The sequence below is a fragment of the Comamonas sp. C24C genome (assembly GCF_053345995.1).
Map to the genome: position 1 here is coordinate 658,236 of NZ_JBKFBC010000002.1, position 26,021 is coordinate 684,256.

General features: G+C 61.2%; 23 protein-coding genes and 1 tRNA gene. 10 read left to right on the forward strand and 14 right to left on the reverse strand.

Going from position 1 to position 26,021, the window contains the following annotated elements; all coding sequences use genetic code 11:
- Window positions 1-103: 103 nt before the first annotated feature.
- A complete protein-coding gene (locus ACLBXN_RS06670) occupies window positions 104-886 on the reverse strand; it encodes a 3-hydroxybutyrate dehydrogenase (protein WP_447611621.1) in 783 nt (260 codons plus the stop codon).
- Between the two features lie 75 nt (window positions 887-961).
- Between ACLBXN_RS06670 and ACLBXN_RS06675 the strand changes: the two genes are divergently transcribed.
- The 3 genes from ACLBXN_RS06675 (at window position 962) to ACLBXN_RS06685 (ending at window position 4,388) form a co-directional block, all read left to right on the forward strand.
- Window positions 962-1,978, forward strand: a complete 1,017-nt coding sequence (locus tag ACLBXN_RS06675; protein WP_447611576.1) for an alpha/beta fold hydrolase — start codon at window positions 962-964, stop codon at window positions 1,976-1,978.
- Window positions 1,975-4,206 carry a RelA/SpoT family protein gene (locus tag ACLBXN_RS06680; RefSeq protein ID WP_043004215.1) on the forward strand — a complete coding sequence of 744 codons (2,232 nt, stop codon included), beginning with the start codon at window positions 1,975-1,977 and terminating at the stop codon, window positions 4,204-4,206. Before ACLBXN_RS06675 ends, ACLBXN_RS06680 begins: the two co-directional genes overlap by 4 nt.
- A gap of 105 nt (window positions 4,207-4,311) precedes the next feature.
- Window positions 4,312-4,388 (forward strand) — tRNA-Val (locus ACLBXN_RS06685).
- Window positions 4,389-4,747: 359 nt separating this feature from the next.
- Here the strand turns inward: ACLBXN_RS06685 and ACLBXN_RS06690 are convergent.
- The 4 genes from ACLBXN_RS06690 to ACLBXN_RS06705 all read right to left on the reverse strand — a co-directional run bounded on the left by ACLBXN_RS06690 (window position 4,748) and on the right by ACLBXN_RS06705 (window position 10,003).
- Window positions 4,748-7,297 (reverse strand): TonB-dependent siderophore receptor, encoded by a 2,550-nt coding sequence (locus ACLBXN_RS06690; protein ID WP_447611577.1) that lies wholly within the window; start codon window positions 7,295-7,297, stop codon window positions 4,748-4,750.
- Window positions 7,298-7,438: 141 nt separating this feature from the next.
- The gene (locus ACLBXN_RS06695) at window positions 7,439-8,392 is read right to left on the reverse strand and encodes a FecR domain-containing protein (RefSeq protein ID WP_447611578.1); all 954 of its coding nucleotides are present in this window, start codon (window positions 8,390-8,392) and stop codon (window positions 7,439-7,441) included.
- Between the two features lies 1 nt (window position 8,393).
- The gene (locus ACLBXN_RS06700; RefSeq protein ID WP_447611622.1) at window positions 8,394-8,873 is read right to left on the reverse strand and encodes a sigma-70 family RNA polymerase sigma factor; all 480 of its coding nucleotides are present in this window, start codon (window positions 8,871-8,873) and stop codon (window positions 8,394-8,396) included.
- A 200-nt stretch (window positions 8,874-9,073) separates the two neighbouring features.
- Entirely contained in the window at window positions 9,074-10,003 is a 930-nt protein-coding gene (locus ACLBXN_RS06705) for a LysR family transcriptional regulator (RefSeq protein ID WP_447611579.1), read from the reverse strand.
- Between the two features lie 68 nt (window positions 10,004-10,071).
- Here ACLBXN_RS06705 and ACLBXN_RS06710 point away from each other — a divergent pair, with 68 nt between their 5' ends.
- Together ACLBXN_RS06710 and ACLBXN_RS06715 are read left to right on the forward strand one after the other, a co-directional pair.
- On the forward strand, window positions 10,072-11,070 hold the full coding sequence (locus ACLBXN_RS06710; protein ID WP_447611580.1) for a tripartite tricarboxylate transporter substrate binding protein: 999 nt from the start codon (window positions 10,072-10,074) through the stop codon (window positions 11,068-11,070).
- Between the two features lie 29 nt (window positions 11,071-11,099).
- On the forward strand, window positions 11,100-12,725 hold the full coding sequence (locus tag ACLBXN_RS06715; protein ID WP_447611623.1) for an FAD-dependent monooxygenase: 1,626 nt from the start codon (window positions 11,100-11,102) through the stop codon (window positions 12,723-12,725).
- Window positions 12,726-12,886: 161 nt separating this feature from the next.
- Here the strand turns inward: ACLBXN_RS06715 and ACLBXN_RS06720 are convergent, their stop codons facing one another.
- Both ACLBXN_RS06720 and ACLBXN_RS06725 read right to left on the reverse strand, forming a co-directional pair.
- Complete coding sequence (locus tag ACLBXN_RS06720; RefSeq protein WP_447611581.1) at window positions 12,887-14,140, reverse strand: hydantoinase/carbamoylase family amidase; 1,254 nt, start codon at window positions 14,138-14,140, stop codon at window positions 12,887-12,889.
- Window positions 14,137-14,808: an orotate phosphoribosyltransferase gene (locus ACLBXN_RS06725; RefSeq protein ID WP_043004235.1), complete on the reverse strand. Its 672-nt coding sequence runs from the start codon at window positions 14,806-14,808 to the stop codon at window positions 14,137-14,139. Before ACLBXN_RS06725 ends, ACLBXN_RS06720 begins: the two co-directional genes overlap by 4 nt.
- Window positions 14,809-14,983: 175 nt before the next feature.
- Here ACLBXN_RS06725 and ACLBXN_RS06730 point away from each other — a divergent pair, with 175 nt between their 5' ends.
- On the forward strand, window positions 14,984-15,904 hold the full coding sequence (locus tag ACLBXN_RS06730; protein ID WP_211456037.1) for a LysR family transcriptional regulator: 921 nt from the start codon (window positions 14,984-14,986) through the stop codon (window positions 15,902-15,904).
- Between the two features lie 129 nt (window positions 15,905-16,033).
- Here ACLBXN_RS06730 and ACLBXN_RS06735 read toward each other — a convergent pair whose 3' ends face one another.
- The 3 genes from ACLBXN_RS06735 to ACLBXN_RS06745 are packed head-to-tail and all read right to left on the reverse strand — an operon-like array spanning window position 16,034 to window position 17,257.
- Window positions 16,034-16,453, reverse strand: a complete 420-nt coding sequence (locus ACLBXN_RS06735; protein WP_447611582.1) for a DUF6691 family protein — start codon at window positions 16,451-16,453, stop codon at window positions 16,034-16,036.
- 19 nt (window positions 16,454-16,472) lie between these two features.
- Complete coding sequence (locus ACLBXN_RS06740) at window positions 16,473-16,916, reverse strand: YeeE/YedE family protein (RefSeq protein WP_447611583.1); 444 nt, start codon at window positions 16,914-16,916, stop codon at window positions 16,473-16,475.
- Window positions 16,913-17,257 carry an ArsR/SmtB family transcription factor gene (locus ACLBXN_RS06745; RefSeq protein WP_447611584.1) on the reverse strand — a complete coding sequence of 115 codons (345 nt, stop codon included), beginning with the start codon at window positions 17,255-17,257 and terminating at the stop codon, window positions 16,913-16,915. Before ACLBXN_RS06745 ends, ACLBXN_RS06740 begins: the two co-directional genes overlap by 4 nt.
- A 94-nt stretch (window positions 17,258-17,351) precedes the next feature.
- Here ACLBXN_RS06745 and ACLBXN_RS06750 point away from each other — a divergent pair, with 94 nt between their 5' ends.
- Entirely contained in the window at window positions 17,352-18,257 is a 906-nt protein-coding gene (locus ACLBXN_RS06750) for an MBL fold metallo-hydrolase (RefSeq protein WP_447611585.1), read from the forward strand.
- On the opposite strand, the gene ACLBXN_RS06755 is transcribed toward ACLBXN_RS06750, so the two are convergent.
- The 4 genes from ACLBXN_RS06755 to ACLBXN_RS06770 all read right to left on the reverse strand — a co-directional run bounded on the left by ACLBXN_RS06755 (window position 18,258) and on the right by ACLBXN_RS06770 (window position 23,500).
- Complete coding sequence (locus ACLBXN_RS06755) at window positions 18,258-19,745, reverse strand: MBL fold metallo-hydrolase (RefSeq protein ID WP_447611586.1); 1,488 nt, start codon at window positions 19,743-19,745, stop codon at window positions 18,258-18,260.
- A gap of 17 nt (window positions 19,746-19,762) precedes the next feature.
- Window positions 19,763-21,160, reverse strand: a complete 1,398-nt coding sequence (locus ACLBXN_RS06760; RefSeq protein WP_447611587.1) for a DUF1254 domain-containing protein — start codon at window positions 21,158-21,160, stop codon at window positions 19,763-19,765.
- 123 nt (window positions 21,161-21,283) lie between these two features.
- Window positions 21,284-22,669 carry a DUF1329 domain-containing protein gene (locus ACLBXN_RS06765; RefSeq protein WP_043004243.1) on the reverse strand — a complete coding sequence of 462 codons (1,386 nt, stop codon included), beginning with the start codon at window positions 22,667-22,669 and terminating at the stop codon, window positions 21,284-21,286.
- 420 nt (window positions 22,670-23,089) lie between these two features.
- Window positions 23,090-23,500, reverse strand: coding sequence for a hypothetical protein (locus ACLBXN_RS06770; RefSeq protein WP_043372366.1), 411 nt, complete (start codon window positions 23,498-23,500; stop codon window positions 23,090-23,092).
- Between the two features lie 328 nt (window positions 23,501-23,828).
- On the opposite strand from ACLBXN_RS06770, the gene ACLBXN_RS06775 reads away from it, so the two are divergent.
- The 3 genes from ACLBXN_RS06775 to ACLBXN_RS06785 all read left to right on the forward strand — a co-directional run bounded on the left by ACLBXN_RS06775 (window position 23,829) and on the right by ACLBXN_RS06785 (window position 25,998).
- Window positions 23,829-24,875 (forward strand): methionine ABC transporter ATP-binding protein, encoded by a 1,047-nt coding sequence (locus tag ACLBXN_RS06775; RefSeq protein WP_043372368.1) that lies wholly within the window; start codon window positions 23,829-23,831, stop codon window positions 24,873-24,875.
- A 5-nt stretch (window positions 24,876-24,880) separates the two neighbouring features.
- The gene (locus ACLBXN_RS06780; RefSeq protein ID WP_003055731.1) at window positions 24,881-25,546 is read left to right on the forward strand and encodes a methionine ABC transporter permease; all 666 of its coding nucleotides are present in this window, start codon (window positions 24,881-24,883) and stop codon (window positions 25,544-25,546) included.
- Between the two features lie 146 nt (window positions 25,547-25,692).
- Window positions 25,693-25,998 carry a single-stranded DNA-binding protein gene (locus ACLBXN_RS06785; RefSeq protein WP_230629988.1) on the forward strand — a complete coding sequence of 102 codons (306 nt, stop codon included), beginning with the start codon at window positions 25,693-25,695 and terminating at the stop codon, window positions 25,996-25,998.
- Window positions 25,999-26,021 lie beyond the last annotated feature (23 nt).

Genomic DNA, 26,021 nt, shown 5'->3' on the forward strand with positions numbered 1-26,021 from the left:
TGCTCCTTTTTGATTTTCATCATGATTTGATGCTGAAGATGTCTGATGGCAAGCGCTAGATGCTATCTAATTAGTAGATGCTTCCGCGCAAGCCCTGCGGTGGCTACTGTGCAGCCCAGCCGCCGTCCATATTCCATGCCACGCCGCGCACATTGTTGGCCGCGGCCGAGCAGAAAAAGACGGCCAGCTCGCCGAGCTCTTCGGGCGTGGTGAACTGCATGGAAGGCTCTTTTTCGCCCAGCAGCTGTCTGGTGGCATCCTCGTTGCTGATGTGCTGGGCGGCAGCTTTTGCATCCACCTGTTTTTGCACCAGCGGCGTCAGCACCCAGCCGGGGCAGATGGCGTTGCAGGTCACGCCGGTGGTGGCGTTTTCCAGCGCCGTCACCTTGGTCAGGCCGACGATGCCGTGCTTGGCGGCGACATAGGCCGATTTTTCGGCCGAGCCGACCAGGCCGTGCACCGAAGCCACGTTGATGATGCGTCCCCAGTTGGCCAGCTGCATCGCGGGCAGGGCCAGACGCGTGGTGTGAAAGGCGCTGCTCAGATTGATGGCGAGGATGGCATCCCACTTCTCCACGGGGAAGTCCTGCACCTTGGCCACATGCTGAATGCCGGCGTTGTTGACCAGGATGTCGACGCGGCCGAACTCGGCGGCGGCGTACTTCATCATGGCCTCGATGTCGGCGGTCTTGCTCATGTCTGCACCGTGGTAGCCGACCTTGATGTCGGCCGACTTGCCTGCATCCAGTACCTGGGCGCGGGGTGCTTCGACATCGCCAAAGCCGTTGAGCACGATATTGGCGCCCTGGCGTGCGAGAGCGATTGCGATACCTAGGCCGATTCCGCTGGTCGATCCCGTCACGAGAGCGGTTTTGCCTTTCAACATGGACATACAAGGTCTCCGAATGAATTACGATGCGACACAGCCATTATCGGCCCCGGTCCTGAAAACACGTTCTCCATGAATCAACCTACGCTGAATTACGTATCGTGTCCCGGAGCCTCTGCAATGGCTCCCACCTGGGCCAGCGCTCAGCGCCTGGAGCAGCTTGGGGCCCAACCCGAGGGCATCCACCGCATGGCGTACTGGGAATGGAACCGTACCGGCAATCCAAGACATCCTCATGTCATCGTCTGCGTGCATGGCCTCTCGCGCCAGGGGCGGGACTTTGATGTGCTGGCCGCCGAGCTCAGCCGCTTTGCCCGCGTGATCTGCCCCGATGTGGTGGGGCGCGGCGAAAGCGACTGGCTGGCCGACCCCATGGGTTATCAGCTGCCGCTGTACGCGGCCGATATGCTGGCGCTGCTGGCCCAGCTGCATGCTCAGGCGCCGATTGAAACCCTGGACTGGGTCGGCACCAGCATGGGCGGCCTGATCGGCATGGGCATCGTGGGCCAGCCCGGTCTGCCGCTGCCGGTGCCGGTGCGACGGCTGGTGCTCAACGACGTCGGCCCGACCATTGAGTGGGAGTCGCTGGAACGCATCGGTTCCTATGTCGGCAAAAGCTTGCAGTTTCCCAACTTCGAGAGCGCCGCCGCCGCCATGCGCTTGATTTCCGAAGGATTCGGCCCACATAGCGATGAGCAGTGGAGCCGGCTCTCGCAGGCCATGATCAAGCCTGATCCCCAAGGGGGCGTGGTGCTGCATTACGACCCCCGTATTGCAGTGCCCATGGCTCAGATGACGCGCGAGACCGCTCAGGCCGGTGAGGCCTTGCTCTGGCAGCTTTACGACCAGATCACGGCACAGGTCTTGCTTATCAGAGGGGCCGAGTCTGATCTGCTTTCCGGCCGTACCGCCCAAGCCATGTCCGAGCGTGGCCCCAGAGCGCATTGCACGGAACTGGAAGCCGTGGGACATGCTCCTACACTGGTAGTGCCGGGACAAGTGGCTTTGATACAAAAGTTTTTACAAGGGGATAAGGGTCTGCCTGCGAGCATCAGTCTTGCGCAGCAGGCCCAAGAGGAAGCTGCATGAAGACCAGCGATACCGTAACCACCGTCTCTGACGCCGCACCCAAGCTCACGGAGCCTACGCCGCATCTGATTACCGCCACTTCCGAGGTTTTGCCCGATCAAGTCAATGCGCTGGCGCGTGCCCGCGCCTTTGCAGAACCGCTGATTGCCGGCGAAGTCATGGAGACCGGTGAAAACACCCTGACCCACGCCGACGCCGTTGCCGCCATCCTCAAGAAGATCGGTGGCTCGGAAACCATGCAGGCGGCCATTTATCTGGTGCACGCCAGCGTGCACCTGAACAAGCCGCAGGAAGTGATTGCCAAGGCGTTTGGCGATAATTTTGCGACCCTGGCGGTCGAAACCATCAAGCTCATCCGCGTGCAGCAGCAGGCGCGAGACGCCGAGCTGAGCAGCCAGCATGTCGATGGCGTGGCCACGCAGACCGAGAACGTACGCAAGATGCTGCTGGGCTTCTCGCGCGACCTGCGCGTGGTGCTGCTGCGCCTGGCGTCGCGCCTGCAGACGCTGCGCTACTACGCGGCCGAGAAGAGCCCGGTCTCGCCCAGCATCGCGCGCGAAGCGCTGTATGTCTTTGCGCCGCTGGCCAACCGTCTGGGCATCTGGCAGATCAAATGGGAGCTCGAAGACCTGGCTTTCCGGTTTCTGGAGCCCGATACCTACCGCCAGATTGCGCGTCTGCTCGACGAAAAGCGCGTCGAGCGCGAAGCCTATATGGAGCAGATGCGTGCGCGCCTCGAGGCCGATCTGCGCGCCCACAGCATCAGCGCCTCGGTTCAGGGACGCCCCAAGCATATCTACAGCATCGTCAAGAAGATGCGCGGCAAGTCACTGAGCTTTGACCAGCTGTTCGATATCCGTGCCATGCGCGTCATCGTGCCTACGGTCAAGGACTGCTATGCAGCCCTGTCCTGGGTGCACGAGCAGTTCACGCCGCTGGAAAAGGAGTTTGACGACTACATCGCCAAACCCAAGCCCAATGGCTATCAGTCGCTGCACACGGTGGTGCGCGATGAAACCGGTCGCACCATAGAGATCCAGATCCGTACCCAGGCCATGCACGACCATGCCGAGCATGGCGTGGCCGCGCACTGGGCCTACAAGGAAGCCGGCACCAAGGGCTATGCGGGCGTGTCGGCGTCCAGCGAATATGACGCCAAGATCGCCGTGCTGCGCCAGTTGCTGGCCTGGGGCAGCGATCTGACGGGCTCGGCCCAGCGTGGCCTGTTCGAAGATCGCATCTATGTGCTGACTCCCGATGCGGCCGTGATCGAGCTGCCGCAAGGAGCCACGCCGGTGGACTTTGCCTACTCGGTGCACACCAGCCTGGGTCATCGTTGCCGCGGCGCGCGTGTGGACGGAGCCATGGTGCCGCTGAACACCGCTCTGGAAAGCGGTCAGACCGTGGAAATCAACACGGCCAAGGAAGACCGGCCTTCCCGCGACTGGCTCAATGCCGACCTGGGTTACTTGGTCAGCAACCGGGCCAAGGCCAAGGTGCGCGCCTGGTTCAATGCCCAGGCCACGCACGAAACCGTCTCGCGCGGGCGTGAGGCGGTTGAGAAGCTGCTGCAGCGCGAAGGCAAGACGGCGATCAAGCTCGAAGAGCTGGCGGCGCAACTGGGCTTCAAGTCCGCCGATGCACTGTTTGAAGTCGTGGGCAAGGACGAGTATTCACTGCGCAATATCGAAGTAGTGCTGCGTCCCAGTGAAGAAACGCCAGAGGAGGACGCATTCACGCCGGTGCGCAAGGCGCGCGGCCATGACTCTTCGCGCGGCGGGGTGCTGGTGGTGGGCGTTGATTCGCTCATGACGCAGCTGGCCAAATGCTGCAAGCCCGCTCCTCCGGACGAGATCGGTGGCTTTGTGACCCGTGGCAAGGGCGTGAGCGTGCACCGCTGCGATTGCTCCAATTTCCGCGAGATGATGGCCAAGAGCCCCGAGCGTGTCATCGAGGTCGACTGGGGCACCCCCAAGAATGTGGACAAGGGCGGACCGGTTTATCCCGTGGACGTCGCAGTCGAGGCAGCCGACCGTCAAGGCCTGCTGCGCGACATCTCGGACGTGTTTGCACGCGAGAAGACCAATGTCATCGGAGTGCAGACCCAGTCTGTCAAGGGGACGGCGTGGATGACGTTCACCGTGGAAGTGGCGGACTCGGGTCGCCTCAACAAGGTGCTCGGCATCGTGGCCAGTGTCTCCGGCGTTCGCTCGGCCAGAAGGCGCTGATGTAAGTCCCGATTGCAGCTGGCAGCGCTTGATGACAAGAAAATGTTAGCTCTCAAAAAATGAGTGAAAAACCCGTGCTACAATTGCTTCATCGAACAGAACAACAGGCGCGTAGCTCAGCTGGTTAGAGCACCACCTTGACATGGTGGGGGTCGTTGGTTCGAGTCCAATCGCGCCTACCAACGTGCAGACGAAACCAGAGTCTGCAACAAAAAATCCCGCTCAATGCGGGATTTTTTGTTTCCTGCGCGCAGAACATCTGCGATGAATCTTCCGTGCACAGGCCTCATGGGCACTCTTCAAGGCTTGAGCGCCCTTTCTGGTATGCATTGCCGAGGCTGGATTGTCGAGTGCCGTAGTGGCAAGCCCTTGTCATTCCAGGATTACCAGGAACCTGGGCTCACCATCTGCATGCTTTCGTCACTCAATAGCTGATTGCCTGTTGCATTTCATCAAGAAGCCACTAAGCCGGCAATCGATGTGAAGCAAGCTTCTTCGGGCTTGTCCTCTGTTTGCGCAGACCGGGCCTTCTCAGGCATTGCTACCAGGTATGCGCATAGCTGATTCGAAGTACGGTGCCTGCCGCTGGAAGGCGGCTGGTGTTGTTGTTACTCCGAAGCAGCTGGCTGTACAGCGGGAAGTAGTTGCGGTTGAGCAAATTCTCCACACCCAGTGAGACACGATTCTTCGGGTCGATTTTCCACTGGCTGATCAGGTCCACCGTGGTGTAGCCCTTGGTTTCGTAGCGGCCGAAGCTTGTCTTGCCGTCCAGGCGATAGTCTCTGGAGGCATAGGAGGTAGCCTGGACTCGATGGCTCCAGCTGGCACTGGGGCGATATTCCACGTATGCGGTCAGTTTGAGGGGTGGAATGCGGTAGCCCGTCATGCTTTGATAGGAGCTTGCGCCCTGTGGGAGCTCGCGCCCTTTTATCCAGGTGAGACTGCCGCCGCTGGTCCAGCGGTCATCGTCGCTGAAATAGTCCAGGCTGGCTTCTAGTCCATGGATTTTTTCCTTGGTTCTCAGAAGAGTGAGGCCGTTGTTGAAGCTTTGCACGGCGCCGAGATCGGACTGCGATTGAAAGGCTCCCAGGTTGGCGATGACATTCGAGAACTTCCCGCGCCAGCCGATCTCTACGGTGTCGGTTTTGACGGCCTGCAGATTGGAGTTGCCGATGTTGAAGCCTGCCGTGGCATTGCGCACTACGACCCCGATGTCCGGCAGCTCGAAACCCTGGCTGTACGAGGCATAGAGTTCATGTCCCTTCGTCGGCGTGAAAACCGTGCCCAGGTTATAGGTCCATGAGCCATATTTCACGGTACCGCCAGCCACGGATTGTGGGCTCGGCAGCTTTGATTGCGACAAAGGGCTGAAGTCGCTGAAGCTGGCTTGGGCGCGGTCGTAGCGGGCGCCACCTTCCACGGACCACCTGTCGCTGAATTTGTGCTGCAGCTGGGCAAAGGCGCCAATGCTGCGCGTGGTGACTGGCGGCATATAGATCAGGCGGCCGATCTTGTTGAACACCAGTCCTTTGCTGGCGTCATAGGCTTTGGGATCAAAGATATCGATCGGCATGTCGGTGCGCTCGTGATTGAAGTCCGCGCCCCAGATCAGCAAGGAATTTTTCTCCTGTCCCAGCGGCGTCTTGATGGTCAGGCGTCCACCGAAGACATCGGAGTTCTGCATCGATTGATCGACGTTGGCACCCCGAACCGCAACGGCTCGGGCGTCGAAGGGCGCGAAGCGCGTGTAGAAATCCCGGTAGTAGAGCTGAGCCGCCAAGGTGCTGCCTGCAAGGTCGCGGTTCTCGTAGTCAAGTCCCAGCATGGTGTTCTTGATCTGGTTCTGGTCCGAAAGCACCAGACCTTTGATCGGCCTGGCGGCAGCCGTGCCGGCAGGCAGGCGGGCCACCGACGGGTCGGATGCATAGTCGGTGTCCTGGCTGGCGTTGTAGTGGCTCGCCGAGAACTGCAGCCGTTGATTTGCATCCAGCTTGAAGCCAATCTTGGCGGATGCGTTATAGATGTTGGAGTCGAACAAGTCTCCCTGGCTAGGCTCCGGAGCGATGCGGTTTCCCTTGGCATCGAATGAGCCGCCTACATGTTTGGCGCCCAGACTGACCGAGTAGTCGACGACGTCGCCGCCGCCAGACAGGTAGTGCTGCACTTCGGCCCCAAGTCCTGCGGCCTTGGGCCTGAACAGCGGTGACGATCCCGTAACGACAGTCTCTGCCTTGGTCTCGCCGGAGGGGCGTTTGGTGCGCACGGAGACGATGCCGCCTGCGGCACCACTTCCATAGATGGCGCTGCTGCCGCGCAGCACCTCGATCTGCTCGATGTCGGCAGGATTGATGTTGGCGAGGTTTCGGGAGGAGTCTCGGTTGGTGTTGAGCGGAACGCCGTCGACCAGAATCAGCATATTCCGCCCGCGCAGTGTCTGACCATAGTCCGTGATGGTGTGGCTGGAGTCGGCCATGCCCGGAACCACCTTGCTGAGCATAGTGGCCAGGCTGTCGGAGCCTTGTCTAAGTTGCTGAACTTCTTCGCCTTCGAGCAGGCTGATCTGACGTGCCGGGGCCACGAGATTGTTCTGGGTACGAGCCGTCACCGTAACGGCGGCAAGCTCCGGAGTGCCTGACTTTTCGGCGGATGCGGAGGTGTCGCTCTGAGGTGCAGTGGACGCCGTAGCCGCCTTGGCAGCCGGTACGGCTTCCAGTGCGTAGTTGCTGGCGCCCAGCCGGCGGACATGCAGCCCCGAGTTTTCCAGCAAGCGCGCAAAGCCACTATCGATGGTGTGGGAGCCCGACAGACCGGGGGTGCGCTGATTCCTGAGCAGGTCCGGGTCCATGCTGAGGTTGATGCCTGTCTGAGCGGCAAACTCCATCAGTGCGGGACCGAGCGGGCCGGCGGAGATCTGATAGGTCTGTTGCGCGGGACGGGCAATGGGCTCTGCTGCGTACGTCGCAGGCGCGTACAGGCTCATGGTCGCGGTGCCAAGGGCAGCGACCAGAGCGCCTTTGACGGCAAGGGTGACCGGATGCAGCGGCACCGCAAGAGAATTTGTGTGGAAGTGCGGCGAGCGCAGTGCAGGCATGATTTTCAGTCCTCGTTGGCTGTCAATGAATGGGTCTTGATGTGCTTGACAGGCGAGCTGGAAAAACCGGACAGCGATGCAACAAAAAAATTACGCCACTGTCCGGAACCCATCGATACCGGACGGCGCAGCAGAGCCGTCTCAGGAGGATGTGACCGTCACCCAGTAAGCGGTGCGCTCCCGGGTGCGTATGGGGAGGGTCTGCGTCAGCAGCTCCAGAATGCGGTCCGTGTCGCGGAGCTGGAATACGCCGGAGACGCGTAGTTCGGCGACGCTGGGGTCGCATTGCAGGACTCCCTGGCGGTAGCGTTGCAACTCTGCCAGGAAGTCGGCCAGACGCATGCTGTGCGCATGCAGGACGCCTCGGGTCCAGGCGTCTGCATGGGATGGCAGCGGGGTGACGGTGCCTGGATTGCGGGCATCGAAGGTCACTTGCTCGCCAGCTTGCACGACCAGCGTCTGCGTGGAGTGGCTGGGCATCACCTGGACCGCTCCTTGCAGAACGGACAGCGTCGTGCTCTGTGCATGCTTGCGCACGATGAATCTGGTGCCCAGCGCCTTGAGTTCACCATCGCTTGTTTGGACGATGAACGGCAGGGCCTGGTAGGTGCTCGTATGCGAGGTCTCCACCAGAATTTCACCTGCGTAGTGATGAAGCCGACGTGCTTCGCTGTCGAACCGTGCGCTGATGGCGGAGGCGGTGTTCAGCAGCACATGGCTGTTGTCGGCCAGTGTCACCTCACGTGTCTCGCCCGTGGCAGTCCTGAAGTCCGCATGCCATATCTGCCATGGCAGATAGCGGTATGAGAACCAGCCCAGCATGGGAGTCGCCAATGCAAGTGCCGTCGCGCGCAGCATATGCCGGCGATTTCCGGCTGAGCGTGGACGATCGAGTACGGCCATGCCAACTGCCGGGGGGACGCTGTCCATGCGAAATTGCAGCTGCTCTATGTGCTGCCAGATTTGCTCGTGCCTCGCACTTAGCTTGCGCCAGCGGGCAAGCTCTGCATTCTCCGTTTCGCTGAAGTCCGAGGCATGTCGGCGAGCCAGCCATTGGGCTGCTTCATCCAGTATGCGGGTATCTGTTGCAGGCATTTCAGGCATCCAGCATCACACGCAGGCATTGCCGGAAGCCTTGTGCCATATAGCGGGTGACCGTGCGCACACTCAATTGCATATGCGATGCAATCTCTTCGTAGGAGAGCCCCTCCAGCTGAGAAAGCAGAAATGTCGTGCGAACTTTGGCCGGCAGCTCGCCGAGCAACTGATCAAGCTCCTCCAGAGTCTCTAGCAGGATGGCGCGAGCCTCGGCAGACAGTGCTGTTTCCTCGGGCAGCAGATGCAGGGATGCCAGATAGGCCTGCTCAATCGACCTGCGTTCCAAGTGGTTGATCATCAAGCGCCTGGCGACGGTGGTCAGATAGGCTTTGGGCTCGCGGATGTCCTCGATGCTTTGCGATTTTGCAGTCGCCCAGATGCGCGTGAATGTGTCCTGAGCGATATCTGCTGCATCGTGACGATTGCCCAGTTTGCGCTGCAGCCAGGCGGTCAGCCAGCGGTTGTGCAGTGTGTACATGCTGCCAAGTGCGTCACTGGCGATGCTGTTGGCAGGGGAAGACACAGGAATCTCTCGGGATTAGAAATCCGCTGATTCTACACAAATGATACCTATTCTCATTTGTTGAGAGCTTGCCAGGCCAGCAGAGGTGGGTGTTGGAGTGTTCAGGCAAGTGGTGGCGACGGACGGGCTCGGAGCATGAAGCAGTGGGCGTAGCGTCAATCCAGATCATCCGACGTGGCTATATGCGCTTTCAAGGCTTCTATGAACTGGGTCTCGGCAAGCTGTCGATCAGCGCCCCTCCGTAGCGCGACGTACATGTTGAGGTGAACGGCTGGTTCGGTCAGCATCGCAATGTTCAAGCCGTGCTGCTGGCATTCTTCCATCATGAAAGAGGGTATGACTGCGTTGCCCAGACCCGCTTTCACCATGGCAATCATGGTGCCCAGAAAATTCATTTCTGCCCGATCATCCTGGCTGGCCTTGGCGCTGGGAAGGTGCTTGTCAATCAAGGCCTGAATCGGGTTGGAGATCGGCAGAGCGATCATGGGCAGGCCGTCCAGAGACTTCCAGCTGCGGCTCTGGATCTGTTTGCTGCGCCGCCTCTCGCCCGGGCTGATGCTCATGAGCCGGAACCGGCACACCGACTCTCTGAGCAGGCCTGCGGCAGGTTTCACAAAAAAGGCCATACCCATATTGGCATGTCCTTCCAGAACGGCCTGCCGAACGGTATCGAGGCTGCCATCCATGACCTGGATTCGTACTTCGGGATGCTTGCGTGCAAATTCGGCAACAACCTTCGGTAATAGGCAGGTGGCGATCACAGGCGTCGCGGCAATCGTCAGGGTCGACCGTGAGGCTGAGGAGCTGCCTTGCAAGGCCAGACCCAGTTGCCGCAGTTCCGTCACCACCCTCTCGGCATAGGGCTGCAGCAGCCGGCCTGCGTCGGTCAATGTCACTGCGCGTGTGGTTCGCTCGAATAACCTGACCCCCAACTGGCGCTCAAGTTCCTTGACCAGCATGCTGACTCCCGACGGAGACAGATGAATGCGCTCTGCCGCCGCAGCAAAGCTGCCGCACTTGCATATCTCGAGAAACGCCTGCAGTTGACGACTTCCGACATTAATCAGCTTTACTGATGAATTCACCAAAAATTCCCGTTTGATTCAAATCAATGGACGCGGTGCAATTGCAGCACAAAACACAAGGAGACACCATGCTTACACCTTCAGCAGGAGGCTTGCCCCTCAGCCGCCGCAAGGCTCTACTCACCGTGGCTGTCGCAGCAGCCGCGGGTTCCTCCGGGCTTTCGGCATTCGCGAATACGCAAGCTCCCGTGCGGCTGGTTGTGCCGTTCACGCCAGGCACAGGCATCGATCTGATTGCCCGGGTCATCGGTCCCAAGCTCTCGGAGCGCTTTCAGCGCCCCTTCATCGTGGACAACAAGCCAGGGGCCTCGGGCAATATCGGTACCCTGGAGGTAGTCCGGTCCACTCCCGACGGCACGACTTTGCTTGTCACCGTGAATACGTTGGTGATGAATACCGAGCTCTACCCCAAGATGGGATATAGCCCGGTTCGCGATCTCAGCGCCATCAGCCAGACCAGCGTAGGTCAATTGGTGCTTGTCACGGGCTCTCAATCCCGGATCACGGATCTGAAGGAACTCATCGGCTATGCACAGAAAAACCCTGGCGTTCTGAACTATGGCTCGCCCGGTGCCGGAACCCCCCACCACCTGGCAACAGAGCTGCTCAAGAGCAAAGCCAGGATATCGCTCACACATGTCAGCTATCGCGGAACGGCCCCGGCCTTGACGGACTTGCTGGGCGGGCAGATTGATCTGATGTTTCTCCCTATCCACGTTGCTTTGCAGCACATCAAGGCAGGCAAGCTCCGTGCGCTTGCGATCAGTTCAGACACGCCGTCCCCGCTCCTGCCTCAGGTGCCCTCGCTGAGGAGTCTGAACCTGGGCGATATGAATGTGGACATGTGGTATGGCTTGCTGGGCCCCAAGGGGCTGCCTCCCGAGTTTGTACGCAGCATCAACGAAGCCCTGAAGAGCATTCTTGCTCAGCCTGAAGTTGCCAAAGCATTCGAGTCCCAGGGCATGACGCCCCAGCACAGCACTTCCCAAGCCTTCCAGGCCTTGATCGAAGCCGATGCCAGGCGCTGGGGCAATCTCATCAAGACCCAGGGCATTACTGCCGAATAAGCCAGCCATAAAAAGAAGATCAAATGAACATGAATATGCAAGTCAATCAGACACCAGCGCCAGGCAAGGATGCGGATGTAATCATCGTGGGCGGCGGTCCCGTGGGCATGGGGCTGGCGATAGAGCTGGGTCAGCGCGGCATCCGTTGTATCGTCGTGGAGCGCTACGCCAAGCCGCAACCGATTCCCAAGGGGCAGAACTTGACCCAGCGCACCATGGAGCATTTCCACGCCTGGGGTGCGGAAAAGCAGCTTCGCGCAGCTCGTACCATTCCGCCCGAATACGGCATAGGAGGCCTGACGGCCTACAACACATTGCTGGGGTCTTATTCTTACGACTGGCTCCAGCGCGATCTCGTCAAGCCATACTATTTCACGGCGAACGAGCGCCTGCCTCAGTACGCCACGGAAGCGGTTCTGCGAGATAGAGCCGCGGAGCTGCCTTCTGTTGAGACCTTTTACGGCTGGAACTTCGATACCTTGGAGCAGGACGACGAAGGCGTCAGCGTAACGGTATCCGAAAAGAACGGATCGGATCGCAAGACGCTGCGCGCAAGCTATGTCGTCGGCTGTGACGGAGCACGCTCGGGCGTGCGCCAGCAAGCAGGCATCACCCAGACCAAGACCGACCATGACCGCCTCATGGTACTGCTCGTGTTCCGCTCACAGGGACTGCACAAGTTGCTCGAGCGCTTTCCCGGAAAGTCTTACTACAACGTGCTTCAGCCTGAGCTAAAGGGCTACTGGAAATTCTTCGGTCGCGTCGATCTGGGCAATACCTGGTTCTTCCATGCGCCAGTGCCACCGGGAACCACGGCAGACAACTTCGACTTCCAGGCCTATCTGGAAGATGCTGTCGGAGCGCCTTTCGATGTCGAGTTCGAGCATATAGGCTTCTGGGATCTGCGCTTCATGCTTGCCGACAGCTATCGCTCAGGCCGGGTCTTCATCGCCGGCGATGCCGCGCACAGTCATCCTCCCTATGGCGGCTATGGCGTGAATTCGGGCCTGGAAGATGCACGCAATCTCGGGTGGAAGCTGGCAGCCGTGCTGAAAGGCTGGGGCAGCGAAACGCTGCTGGACTCCTATGACCAGGAGCGTCGCCCGGTATTCAGATCCACCATTGACGACTTTATTGCCAAGTCCATAGAGACCGATCACCAGTTTCTGGACAGCTTTGATCCGGAAAAGGACAGGGGCGCCTTTGAAGCTGCCTGGAGTCAGAGGGCCAGTGGGGCCGCAGGCGAGGTGCATGCTTTCGAGCCCAACTATGAGGGTTCTCCCATTGTGCGCAGCGCTCAGGCGTCGGCCGTCGGCAATTGCAGCGCCAAGGGCTCACATATATTCACCGCACGTGCCGGTCACCACCTGGCTCCGGCCGCGCTCGGCGATGGCAGAAATATATTCGAGCATCTGGGGCAGGGCTACACGCTGCTCGCAGCCGATACGCCCGCGCAAACGCTTGAGACGTTTCGTTATATGGCCGACAGCAAGCGGCTGCCCCTGACCATTGTCGAAACTACCAAAACGGATGAGTTTGCACGCTATGAATCTGACCTGATACTGATTCGTCCGGATGCATTTGTGGCATGGACGAATAGCGAGAAATTCCTGTCGAACGAGGATGTGGAAAATCTGCTCCAGGCTGTTGCCTGAAAGATCGAGGGTCGCTCGATGCCCTTCGCCGGAGTCGCTCCCGGGCTTGGGCGAGGAGCCGCCAGGATGTTAAGAATGGCGTTCCGGCAGCAGGCGGCAGTGCAAAAATGGCTGCCGGCCTGCAAGGCGCACTGGAAGTGCCCGGCTAGAGCGGGCAGGGTTCAGGCAATCAGTGCGCGGGTCAGCAGATCGACTCCTGCCAGGAAATCGTCTATGTCCATGGCCTCATGTGGATTGTGAGAGCCATTTTCGTTGCGGATGAAGACCATGGCCGAGGGCACGCCGGCATTGGCAAACACTGCCGCATCATGGCCGGCACCGCTTGCCATGCGCTCCAGTTTGATGTCTTGCCCCGCTGCTTCCAGACGGTTCAGCCAATCGGCATCCATGGTGGCCGGTTCCGTGAACAGGCGCTCGTCGAACTCGAAACGTACGCCGCGGGCGCGCTCTATGACCTGGCACTCTTCGCGCATCAGGGTGTAGAAGCGCTCCAGGGTCTGGGTGTCCTGGCTGCGCACCTCAAAGCTGAATGCCACTTCGCCGGGAATGACGGAAACAGCATGCGATTGTGCCGAGGTGGAGCAGATGCCCGTGGTCATCACCATGTCCATGCCCATCTGCAGCAGCACGCGCCAGTGTTCATCCATGCGCGACAGCAGCTCGGCAACCGCCAGCAATGCATCCTTGCGCAACCAGCGCGGCACAGCGCCCGAGTGGCCAGTTTCACCGATGCAGCGGATCAGGTTGTGGCGGACATTGCCGCGGATACCGGTGACCAGGGCCACCGGCCAGCCGCGGTTGACCATGACCGGACCCTGCTCGATATGCAGTTCCAGATAGGCTGAGACATTGGCGAGATCGAGCAGCGGCTCGGCGCGCTCAATGGCATCGACATCGGCTCCGCAGCGCGACATGGCTTCGCTCAGGATGCCGACGCCATCGCGGTGAGGCCGCTTCAGTGTGGCGGCAGGTAGCTTGCCCAGCAGGGACAGAGAGCCCAGATAGGCCTTGCCGTACCAGGCGCTTTCCTCGCCACGCAGGGCCAGCACGCGCAGCGGCGGTGCCTGTTCGTGGCGGCCGCGTAGCTGAAGCAGCATCAGCATGCCGGCGACAATGCCAGCCAGCCCGTCGAAGTTGCCGCCCTGCGGCACGGAGTCGGCATGCGAGCCAACCACGACAAAGGGCTCGGCACGGTTTTCTTCAGGCAGGCTCAGCCACAGATTGCCGGCCCGATCCCATTCATGGCTCAGGCCCAGATCTTCGGCCCGATCCTCAAGTATGCGCAGCGCGGCAGTCTCGCCTTCGCCATAGCTTTCGCGGGTGACGCCAAGGCCGTCACGGGTGGCTTCGCGAATATCCGAGAGCAAGGCTTGCGCCAGTGCGCTGGTATCCGTCAGGGTGTTGCAGGCCATCATGCTCCGCTACCTCCGTGGCGGATGGACCAGTCCACAGGCGAGGCCGAGAAGTCCGCCAAAGTGGCTTTTTGCTCCGCACTGAGCTGTCCGCTCGCCAGCAGTGCTTCGTGCAGTTGATTCCAGGTCGCCAGGGCGTGCAGGGACAAGGCGTGATCGGCAAGTGTGCCTGCCTGGGGGGCATAGAGCGCATAGTCAAGCAGAACCAGCACATCCTCTACCACGGGGCCGGCGCGGCGCAAGGCGGCAACCGTGCCGGCCTTGGAGCGGCCGTCGGTGGTGACGTCATCCACCAGCAGGACCTTGGCGTTGTCGGGCAGTCGACCTTCGAGCTGGGCCGTGATGTCCCAGCCGACGGGGCGTTTGCGCAAATACAGCATGGGCAGCTCCAGGCGCTCGGCCAGCCATGCGGCAAAAGCAATGCCCGAGCTTTCGGTTCCCACGATGGCATTGATGCCGCGTGCAGCAATCAGAGGGCGCATGCAGCGGGCTGCGATGTCCATGATTTCGCCGCGCAGTGCGACATCGGACATCAGGACTTGCGCATCCACATAGACCGGGCTGGCCCAGCCCGAGGTATAGATAAACGGTTGATGCGAAGCAATGCGTACAGCACCGAGGCCGACCAGGGCCTGGGCAACGCGTGGCGCGTCGGAAGCGGAAAGAAGCATGTGAGTGTGTGTTTGCAAAGCGGGCATGTTAAGTAGCCAGGCCTGCAGCAAGAAGTGGCTAAAATTCCTCGAGCCGTTCCAAAACGAGATGGCTCGTGCTTTGTGCCTGGGCGTGACCGGGCACCTTTTGCCGAAATCCCCGGCTGCACATCCAAGTGCCCGCCGGCCATTGACCATGTCCGACTTCACTTCGCCGCGCAGCTTTCTGCGCCAGATCGACCTGTCATCACTGGATCTGTTCGTGCTGATCTGCGAATGCGGCAGCATTGCGCGTGCGGCCGAACAGGGTGGCATGGTCGCGTCGGCCGTGAGCAAGCGGGTTGCCGAACTGGAATCCCTGGCGCGCACTCCCTTGCTGTTGCGCCATGCCCGCGGAGTGCGTCCGACTCCTGCCGGAGAGTTGCTGCTGGCGCATGCGCGCACGATTCTTCTAGGGGTCGAGCATTTGCGCGACGACCTGGGCGAATATGCGCGCGGCATACGCGGGCTGGTGCGTCTCAGTGCCAATGCCTCCGCCGTGGAGCAGTTTCTGCCCGAGGATATTGCGATCTTCGTGAAACATCATCCCGACATCCGCATCGATCTGCGCCAGGCGACCAGCCGCTCGGTGGCACGCGCCGTGCGCGATCACATGGCTGATCTTGGCGTCTGCAGCCCCAGCGATGAAGTCGAGGGGCTGGAGTCCATGCCGTATCGGCGCGAGCGCATGGTGCTGATCATGCCCAGTGATCATGCTCTGGCCCGGCATCAGGAACTGGCCTATGAAGAAGCGCTGGACTATGCCCAGATCGGCTTGCGCGACAGCAGCATCGTTCAGGAGATGCTCAATCGGCAAGCCCGCGCTGGCAGACGCATGTTGCGACAGCGCATCGAGGTCGACAGCCTGAGTGCCATGTGCCGGATGATTGAGTGCGGACTGGGCGTGGGCGTCATGCCCGAAGGTGCCTATCAGCGGTTGGGCGAGGCACGCGCTCTGCATGCCGTGCCGCTGACCGATGCCTGGGCGGAGCGCAGCCTCAAGCTGTATGCCAACAGCTTTGCTGACCTGCCTGCGCCGGCTAGGCATTTTGCCCAGGCTCTGATGCCCAAGGACTGAGGCAAAGCGGATGGCATGAAGCGACGCGGGCGCTGCTTGCCCCCATACGATGAGAAAGCGGTGCGGACTGCTGGCACGGCCCGGGCATCTCGGCAGGCGGACGGCTCACGAGCGGTTGGCCGCCAAGTCTCAGCTTTTCTGTGCCGCCCACAGCTGATGTACCCACATGCCGACCAGCATGGCGGCGACAAACAGCCAGACCTGTGGTGTGAGCGTCGCCAGATTCATCAGCGCGGGGCCGGGGCAAAAGCCCGCCAGTCCCCAGCCTATGCCGAACAGGGCAGAGCCCGTCAGCAGCTTGCGATCAATGACGGTGCTGGCGGGCAGCTGCATGGGTTCGCCCAGCAAGGCTGTCCTGCGGCGCTTGGCCCAGGTGAAGGCAATCAGGCCGACTGCGATGGCGCCGCCCATGACGAAGCCCAGAGAAGGATCCCAGCGACCGAAAAAATCGAGAAAGTTCTGCACCTTGGCCGGGTTGCCCATGCCCGAAAGAATCAGGCCCAGACCGAACACAAGCCCGCAAAGCAGGGCTGCAATACTGGGGATCATGATGTTCCTTTATGGCGACTCAAGCGATGACATGGCGCATCACGAACACGGTGATGGCGCCCGTGGCGATAAAGCACAGCGTGGCGGCCAGCGAGCGCAGTGACAGGCGTGATAGCCCGCACACCCCGTGACCGCTGGTGCAGCCCGAGCCCAAGCGCGTGCCAAACCCCACCAGCAGTCCTGCGGCGATGATGATCGCCGGGCTGGATGGCAACTCCATGGCTGGTAGGGGTGCAAACAGCGACCAGAGCAGCGGAGCGGCGAGCATGCCCAGGATGAAGGCAAGGCGCCAGCCCCACTGCTTGACGGATGACCAGGTTGGCAACTGCAGCAAGGCTGCGGCGATGCCGCTGATGCCGGCTACCCGGCCCAGCAAGGCAATGAGCAGGGCGGCAGAAAGGCCGATCAGCAGGCCGCCGGCCAGCGATGCCCAGGGCGTGAACTCGCTCCAGAAGATATTCATGCGCTCTCTCCCGGTTGGCAAAACAGTTGGTACAGGGCTTGCATCAGCTGCAGGGCGCGGGCATCGGCCAGCTGATACCAGATGAATTTGCCTTCGCGCCGCGTGCTGACCAGGCCCTCGCGGCGCAGAATGCCCAGTTGCTGGGACAAGGTGGGCTGGGACACGCCGGTCAGCTGCTCCAGCTCACTGACCGTGCGCTCCTGCTGGGCGAGCTGGCACAGCAGCAGCAGCCGGTCTTCGTTGCCGAGCAGCTTGAGCATGGCCACGGCCTCGCCCGCATGGGCGCGCATGGCCTGCAGATCCAGCGCGGCTTGTGCTTCGTCAAAGCTTGATGAGGACATGGCTTCTTTCGTCAAAATATTTTCATATATTATATAAAAAAGTATATTGATTGCCGAGTTTCGGAATTCCAGTTGTGCCGTTCAAGGAGTTGCCATGTCAGCCAGCGTGATGCATATCGAGCCGTTTTTTGATACCGCTACCGGCACCCTGAGCTATGTCCTGGCCGACACGGTCAACGCTCAGGCTGCCGTGATTGACCCGGTGCTGGATTTCGAACCGAAGTCGGGCACCCTGAGCAGCCGTTCAGCGGACGCACTGATCGACTATGTGCGTGGCAAAGGCTGGCAACTGCAGTGGATACTGGAAACCCATGCTCACGCGGACCATCTCTCGGCGGCCCAGCATATTCGTCACCACCTGGGCGGCAAGGTGGCTATCGGCGCCCATATCTGCGATGTACAGGCCGTGTTTCGCAAGATCTATCACTTCGAGCGCAGCTTTCTGCCCGACGGCAGCCAGTTCGACCATCTGGTGCAGCATGGCGAGCGTCTGCCGTTGGGTCAGCTGGAGCTGCTGGCCATGAATGTGCCCGGCCACACCCCGGCCGATATGGCTTATCTGGTGGAAGATGCCGTGTTTGTGGGCGATACCCTGTTCATGCCCGACGTGGGCACGGCACGTGCCGACTTTCCCGGCGGCGATGCGGCGACGCTCTATCGTTCGATCCGGCACATTCTGGCCTTGCCCGAGCAGACCCGCCTCTTTGTCTGTCACGACTACCCTCCGGCGGGCCGCAAGCCGCAATGGCAGACCACGGTGCTGGCCCAGCGCAGCGGCAATATCCATGTGCATGACGGCGTCAGCGAGGCGGAGTTCGTGCAGATGCGCACTGCACGCGACGCCACGCTGGAGATGCCCACGTTGATTCTGCCCTCGGTGCAGGTCAATGTGCGGGCGGGCAAGTTGCCGCCCGCAGAGGATGATGGCCGTACCTATATCCAGTTGCCCATCAATGCCTTTGCTGCAGACGGGCAACTGCCTCAGGGCCTGTCGCAGTGATTACTGCGCTGGACCGGGTCGAGCGGCATCGGCTGTGCGTTGGCCGGCCAGTTCATTGAGCCTGAGCTGCAGGCGCACCATGTGCTCGGCATAGACCAGCACTTCCTGCGTGGGCAGAGGCTTGGCGACACGGCGGGCATAGACGTTCAGTGCCCCTTGGGCCACCTCGGGGTCATCGCTGTCCGCATACCAGGCCCAGTCGGCCAGATGAGAGGCCAGCTCCGGGTCGCGGTCGGCCAGTGCAGTGGCCCGCCGAATCATCTGCCTGGCACCGCCGGCCAGTCGCACCAGCTCCCTGGCTTCATGGGCCAGAGGCGCCGGGCGCCAGTGCGATGGAATATCGTCCCACCAGCCGCTGTACTCGCTGACCACCATGCGGCCAATGTCCCTGGCCGAGACATAGAGCTCGCGTGCATCACTGCGTCCGGCCAGCTCCGGCGGCAGTGCGACTTTGTCAATCACCTGATCGCGGCGCGCTCCGCTGTTCAGGCCTGCCACCACCTGCCTGGAGATGCTGTCCAGCATCTGGGCCTGGGCGGGCAGTCGGTCCTGAATTTCTTCGGGCTTGGTGATGGCCGGGCCATGGGCCGGCAGCAGCAGCTCGGGTTTGAGCGCAGCCATGTCGCGCAGGGCCTGAGCCCACTCCTCAGGGTAGCGCTGGCGGCGCTTGCCATTGCCCGCATTGGGCAGAAAACCCTGGAAGTAATCCGCGCTGGCCACGATCTTGCGGCCCGGAACGGCAACCCAGATCTGGTCTTCGGTCTCGCCGCGCGCGTGGGTCAGCACAAAGTCTTCGCCGCCAATTTTGAGCGTGGTCTTGTCCTGGAAGGTCTGTGTGGGGCGTACTGCATCGGCCCAGGTGCGCGGCACGTCGGCCAGGCTTTGCTGGTTGTTGCGCGCGATCAGACCGTTGCTGCGCATGTCCAGCTCCATCTGGGCGATGAAGCGCTGCTCGGTCACCACACGCGGCTTCTGGTCCATCAATGCCCAGGCGCCAAAGGCATGGTCTGCATGAAAGTGCGTAAGGATGACGGTGTGCAGCGGCTTGTTGCTGAGCTGCTTCAGCGTCTCTGCCAAGGCCGGACCTGCGGGGGCGTAGCCGCTATCGACCAAGACCAGGCCTTCGTCGGTCTCGAAGACCACCACATTGACGATGGGAAAGCGCAGCAGCCAGGTACGCGGAGCCACGGCCTCGACCTTGAGCCGGGCTCGGGCCTCTGCAATGGCTTTTTTGTCGGTTCGGCTGTACATGCTGTTGGCCACGGCATACGACAGCTCGGTGCCAAAGCCACCGCCTTCCATGATGGATTTGACCATCTGCGGATTGGCCTTGAACACCTGGGCGCGGGCAGCAAGCACGGCGGGGCTTTTCGCTCCCGAGCCGCCGCGGTCATCCTGATCGTGGGCGTTGGCCGTTCCCGTACCGAGCTGGCCCAGTGCCAGGGCTGTGACAAAGGCGTATCGGTAGAGACGAGATATTTTTTTCATGTTTGTCATCACTGCATTCATTGGGCGTTGATCCGTTGCACCGGCTCCAGAATCCACGAAGGATCCAGCACCTCTGGCCAGGGCTGGTAGGCGCGGGCCATCAGATAGAACAGGTTCTTCTCGGGTGTGGGCAGCCAGTTGGCACGCTTTTCAGGGCCCGGGTCCGTGGGTTGCAACCAGATGTCCAGGCTGCCGTCGGCGTTGAACTTCATGCCCTTGGTGCGGTCGCCAATGGAGTAGCGGTTGATGGGGTTGTCCACCATGTATTGGCCGCCGGTCACGAATTCATAGAGCGAGACGGACCAGAAGGCATCTGCGGGCAGACGACCTTGGGGCAAATGCAGACGATAGGCTCGGCCCTCGCCCAGTGCCTGGTCGTTGCCGTCGACGCTGGCGGCAAAGTAGGTGGCTTCCGCTGCCTCCAGGCCAAGGATGCCGCCCGACATGGCGGCAGACTGGGCACGCATGGCGTAGTTGTTGCCAAAGCCATCCGGCAGACGATAAGGGGTCCAGCCGTTTCTGCGCCTGGGGTCAGCCGTCTTGCGGTCGGCATTCAGGCGATTTTTGAGTTCGTTTTTCTCGATCTCGGGCGCCAGGCTCAGCCAGCGCTGCTGCACGGCCTCGGGCAGCTTGTCCCAGCTGCAGGCCTTGCCACAGATGCCCACGCTGGCAAAGCGCTGCAGCAGCGCGTGTTCCGTGCCGGGCGGCGGGTTGCGTGCCAGAGCCTCATTGCTCACATCGACAAAGCGGCTCCAGTCCTGGGCTTGCGGCTTGAGCTGCGGACTGTCTGGGTCGGTCCTGAGCACAGGCTCCATGCGAAAACCGTCCTGCACGGCATGGGCCGTCTTGAGATCATCTTCACCGGTGACCAGCACACGCAGATTCAGATAGACATCCCGCGTGGGCGCGCGCACGATCTGGTCGACCTGAGGGATCTTGCCGCTCCAGCGCGGGCCGACCAGGGCTACCTTGCGTGCCTTGGTGCCGCCAATGCGCCGGCCCACGTAGGAGAAAGTATTGAGGTCTGCGCCAATCATGGCGATCACGTAGTAGCGGCCATGGGTTTCGGGCAGGGACAGCACCAGGGGAGACTTTTCGAGATCCAGCCAGGCGGTGGAGTAGAAGGTGTCGCGAATCGGGCCGTTGGCCCAGCGGTCCTTGGGCGTGGCCAGGTGGCGCGAGTGGCGGAAGTGGTTGAGCGTGGTGGCGGTGGGGGAGTCCTTGACCTCCAGGGCTTCATGCCGCATTTTCATGAATTCCTGATAGGGGTAGGCATAGAGCATGGCCTCGCGGATCAGGCTGTCCAGAGCCTGGTCTTCGGTGGCCGCGGGCGTCTGGGCATGGGCCATGCCCAGGCAAAGGCCCAATGCCGCAGCAGCCATGGCGCGCAGCCCGGCGCGGTTCAACTTTGACATGTGATTGAAATGGTGTGGTGGTGGTGATGACCGGGGCCGGTGGCTTTTCCATCCCGGCCCGGGTCTCTCTGCGGCGAGCACCGCATGCAGCGCGTGTTAGCGGCGAATGGGAGAGCAAGCCGCTCAGGTGCCGGCGTTGCGCGTGGCTTCAGGGGTGAACATGGAGGGATTCATGTCTCCCTTGTTGAGCACGGGCCCCTTGGGGCGTTCCTGGAACAGGTTGTAGGCCACATAGCCGCCGCCGATCAGGTCGTGGTAGAAGGCCGTGCCTGCATGCCAGGCGTTGGAGTCGAACGCGTAGTAGTAATTGATGAGGCCTTGCTGCCACAGGTTGCCGCGTGCATCGTAGAAGTCGCTCATCACGGCGTGGCCGGTGTCTTCGTCAAGGAAAAGCACGCGCTTGCCGTAGAGATGGCGATAGCCTTCCTTGAGCGTGGCTTCCAGCACCCAGACGCGGCGCAGTTCATAGCGCATGTAGTCGGGGTTGGCATGGCCGGGCTTGAGCAGATCGGCGTACTTCACGGTATTGGCGTGAATCTTGTACGCATTGGCGGGAATGTAGATTTCCTTCTTGCCCAGATTCTTCCAGTTGTAGCGCTCGGGCGAGCCATTGAAGAGACGGTCGGAGTCAATCGTCATCTTGGCGCCCACGCCGCCGCCCATGGGCTGGTCAAAGCCGTACTCGGGGATCTGGCGCACCCGGCGTGTGCCCGGGTCATAGCTCCAGCCCAGACGCTTGTCCTTGCCGAAGTTGACCGGCTCACGGCTGACGCTGACCCCGCCTTTTTCGCGCTCGGGCAGCTTGACCGCATTCATGCCCTGGGCCATGGTGCCTTCAAGCGGCTTGCCGGCTTGCTCGGGAGAGTTCAGCAAGCTCATGCTGCGGTTGTCGGCTCGGCCGAAGACGGTGGATCCATCCTGCATCACGTAGGCGTTGTCACGCAGCGTGTGCTCGGTGAACGAGCGCAGCGGAAACAGGTTGTTGAAGGCCAGCTCCATACCGGTCTTGGGGAAGGGGAACGGTATGGCCCCCTTGACTGCGTTGTCGGCGCCCATTCCGTCGGCGCTGATCACGGCGTTCTGCGCATTGGCTTTGGCCGAGGCACAGGCAAAGTCCGGATAACGGAAGTCGCGGTGGCCCGGATAGACGGGAATGCTGAAAGTCTTGGGGTAGCGCGCAAACATGGCCTTCTGGCCTTCAGTCAGATTGGCGGCGTACTTGGCAACATTCTCGGCCGTGATGGAGAACAGGGGCTTTTCATTGGCATAGGGGTCCACCGGGTGCTGGCCCGCATGCGGTGTGTACTGAATTCCAGGCGGCGTTCCCAGCCATTTGCCCGTGTATTCGGGTACGCCGCTGGCGGTGCCGGCCTTTTCGGCACCGATACAGGTCAAGGACTTGCCCAGCTTTTCAATTTCTTCGGGGCTGCCTTTGGCGGCGGCTGCACCAGCCATGACGCTGGTCACGGTCAGCGCGATCAGGGCGCGGTAGCTCAGGTTGCTTTCCATCACGAATCCTCAAAGATGTATGTGTGCAGCATTTGCACTATCGATCTGCCCGCGAATCGGGCCAAGGTCTAGTCCAGGTCAGCTAGTCGCTGACTTGACGCCTGTCGATGAATTCAATGTTCAAGCGAGCTTTGCGGCTCACCATCGCTCGTTTGGACTAGCCCCTAAGGCCTAGCGAAGTCACCTCAGAGACAGACTGCCACTCCAGCCCTGCGTTGACCCGCTCGGGTAAGGGAAAACCTATGGCATCCGACCTCGGGAAAACCAAGATGAAAATGCGCTCGAGGGATATCGGGCGTACTGCTTTTGAAAGCGAAAGGCCGCCATGGGCCGGGCGACGTAGGCCGCAAGGACTAGCGTTGTCTGAAGACCCAGGTGGCGAAGTGCCTGCTTTGTTGTCAGGCCTTGTCCGTGCTGGAATCAGCTGCCGGGCATGCCAAACAGGTCATGCGCATCCAGCAGGGCCCAGGCAATCTCGGGCTTGCGCTCCAGTCCCTTGCGGATCGCGGCGGGAATGCTCTGACGTGTTTTGCGGCATAGACCCGGCAGGTCGCCGAGCTCGATCTGGATGCCGCGCATGGTGCGGACCTCGTTGTTTCCGGGGGTGATACGTATCTCCAGGCCCAGGAGCGCGTGAATGCGCTGCTGCATATGCTCGAGATCGACCAGGCTGCTGATGCTCTCCAGGCGCTGCAGCAGCTTTTTCTCTTCCTCGCGCGTGAGCTGCAGAATGCGCAGATCCGCATCCGGCGTGCTCAGCAACTGCTCGCGCCGGCAGTCGCAGGCGCCGGGCGGGCATTCAACGCGGATGGGCAGAGGGGGCGGCTGCATAGGGCGGCAGAGAAAACCAGGGGCAGATGCAAGCATGCTAAGGCCTGCAATGCAGTATCGCCAGTGGGGGCAGGCCCGGGCAAGGCCGGCATTTGCTGGCTTGCTGGCGGCGCCATAAGTGAATTCACTTGTCCCAGTTGCTCTCAGGTTTGCCTAGACTCAGGCATTATTGAGGGTTACTACTAAAAGTAGGCTGGCTTGATCTGCCGGCATCTACCAGAACGAAAGCCTGCATTGACCGCTGCCCGGCAGCGCTGCAGCTGGGATGGGAATAATCACTTTTTATAGCGTCAAACGCATTGTTCATGCGTGATTCGCGATATTTTTCATGATAGAAATTCGGGATTTATCCCTGACATACCAAGGCCCCAAGGGCCCGGTGCACGCCTTGCGTGGCATCAATCTGGAAATCGCTTCGGGCGAGGTGTTCGGCATCATCGGCCGCTCCGGCGCGGGCAAAAGCTCGCTGGTGCGTTGTCTGAATCTGCTCAACCGCCCCACGGAAGGCAAGGTCATCGTCAACGGACGTGACCTCATGCAGCTGTCCGATGGCGAGCTGCGCGCCGCGCGCCGCGACATCGGCATGGTGTTCCAGCACTTCAATCTGCTGTCCTCGCGTACCGTGTATGACAACGTGGCCCTGCCGCTGGAGCTGGCCGGTGTTTCCAAGGACGAGATTTACCAGCGCGTGACGCCGCTGCTGGAGCTGGTGGGCCTGGACCATCTGGCCGATCGTTATCCGGCCCAGATTTCCGGCGGCCAGAAACAGCGCGTGGGCATTGCCCGGGCGCTGGCCAGCAATCCCAAGGTGCTGCTCAGCGACGAAGCCACTTCGGCGCTGGATCCCGAAACCACGCGCTCCATTCTGGATCTGCTGCGCAAGGTCAACCGCGAGCTGGGTGTGACCGTGGTGCTCATCACCCACCAGATGCTGGTGATCAAGCAGATCGCCGACCGCGTTGCCGTGATCGACGGTGGCGAGATTGCCGAGCTGGGGCCCGTGATCGACGTCTTCACCCGCCCTCAGCAGACGATCACCAAGAGCCTGATCGACGAAATCGTGCCCCAGCAACTGCCCGAGTCGGTGATGAAGCGCGTGAACCAGCTGGCCGCCCAGCTGCAGCCCGGCCAGCAAGGCCAGCTGTTGCGTCTTTCCTATGCGGGTGAGAGCGCCTATCAGCCCATTTTGTCGCACCTGATTCGCGAGCTGGGTCTGGATCTGTCGATTCTGCACGGCCAGATCGACGAGATTCAGGAGCAGACCTTTGGTTCGCTGGCGGTGTACGCCAGCGGCGAGGCCGCCAAGATTGACGCGGCCGTGGAGCACCTGCGTGCCAGCGGTGTGCAAGTGCAGATCGTGTCCAGCAAGGATTGAGAGCGATGTTTGAGAATTTTTCGGAAATGATGCTCCAGCTGCTGCTGGATTCCTTCTGGGAGACGCTGATCATGGTCGGCATCTCGGGCCTGATCGGCGGTCTGATCGGCATCCCCCTGGGCGTCTTCCTGCGGCTGACCGACCACGGCGGCATCTTGCAGAACGGCCCGGCCAACAAGGTCGTGGGCTGGATCGTGAATGCGCTGCGCTCCACCCCTTTCATCATCTTGCTGGTGGCCATCATTCCGCTGACGCGTCTGATCACGGGCTCCTCCATCGGCACCTGGGCGGCCGTGGTGCCGCTGACGATCGCGGCGGCGCCGTTTGTGGCCCGTCTGGTGGAAACCGCCTTGCGCGAGGTCGATGGTGGCCTGATCGAAGCGGCCCAGTCCATGGGCGCAACCACCGGTCAGATCGTCTGGAAGGTGCTGCTGCCAGAGGCGCTGCCCGGCATCGTCGCGGGCCTGACCATCAGCTTCGTCAGCCTGACCGGCTACTCGGCCATGGCGGGTGCCATTGGCGGCGGCGGCCTGGGCGATCTGGGTATCCGCTACGGCTACCAGCGCTTCTTGCCCGACGTGATGCTGGTCGTGGTGATCATTCTGATCTTCTTTGTGCAGGCCATTCAAAGCCTGGGCGACTGGGCCGTGCGACGCCTGAGCCATCGCTGAGCCGCGGTGCACATTACCAAAAATTAAGAAAAGGGGTGCTGCCCGGAAACAGGCTGCCCCCTCTAAAATGCAGGTTCAAGATTTTTTGAAAGGCCGCTCTTGATCAAGGGTGGCCATGATTTTTTCTGGGTAGATAACAGCAAATGATGGATGGTTTGATAACCGGCCGACTCACCGGCGTTCCCGAGAGTCGCGTAGACCGCAACCGCCGCCCCTATATGGTGGCCCGCATGCGGGCCAACGCAGGCGACGGCTCCTCGATTCCCGTGAATATCGTCGCTTTCGACAATGCACCTTGCGCCGTGCTGCGCAGTCTCTCCGAAGGCGATGCGATTGCCCTGCGCGGCAGCTTCACGCCCAAGGTCTGGATCGACAGACAGGACGAGTCCCACGCCGTGCTCGACGTGGTGGCCCAGCAGGTGCTGGCTGCGCCCTCGATGTCCGACCTCTGATGGCCGCACCGCGCCATACAAGC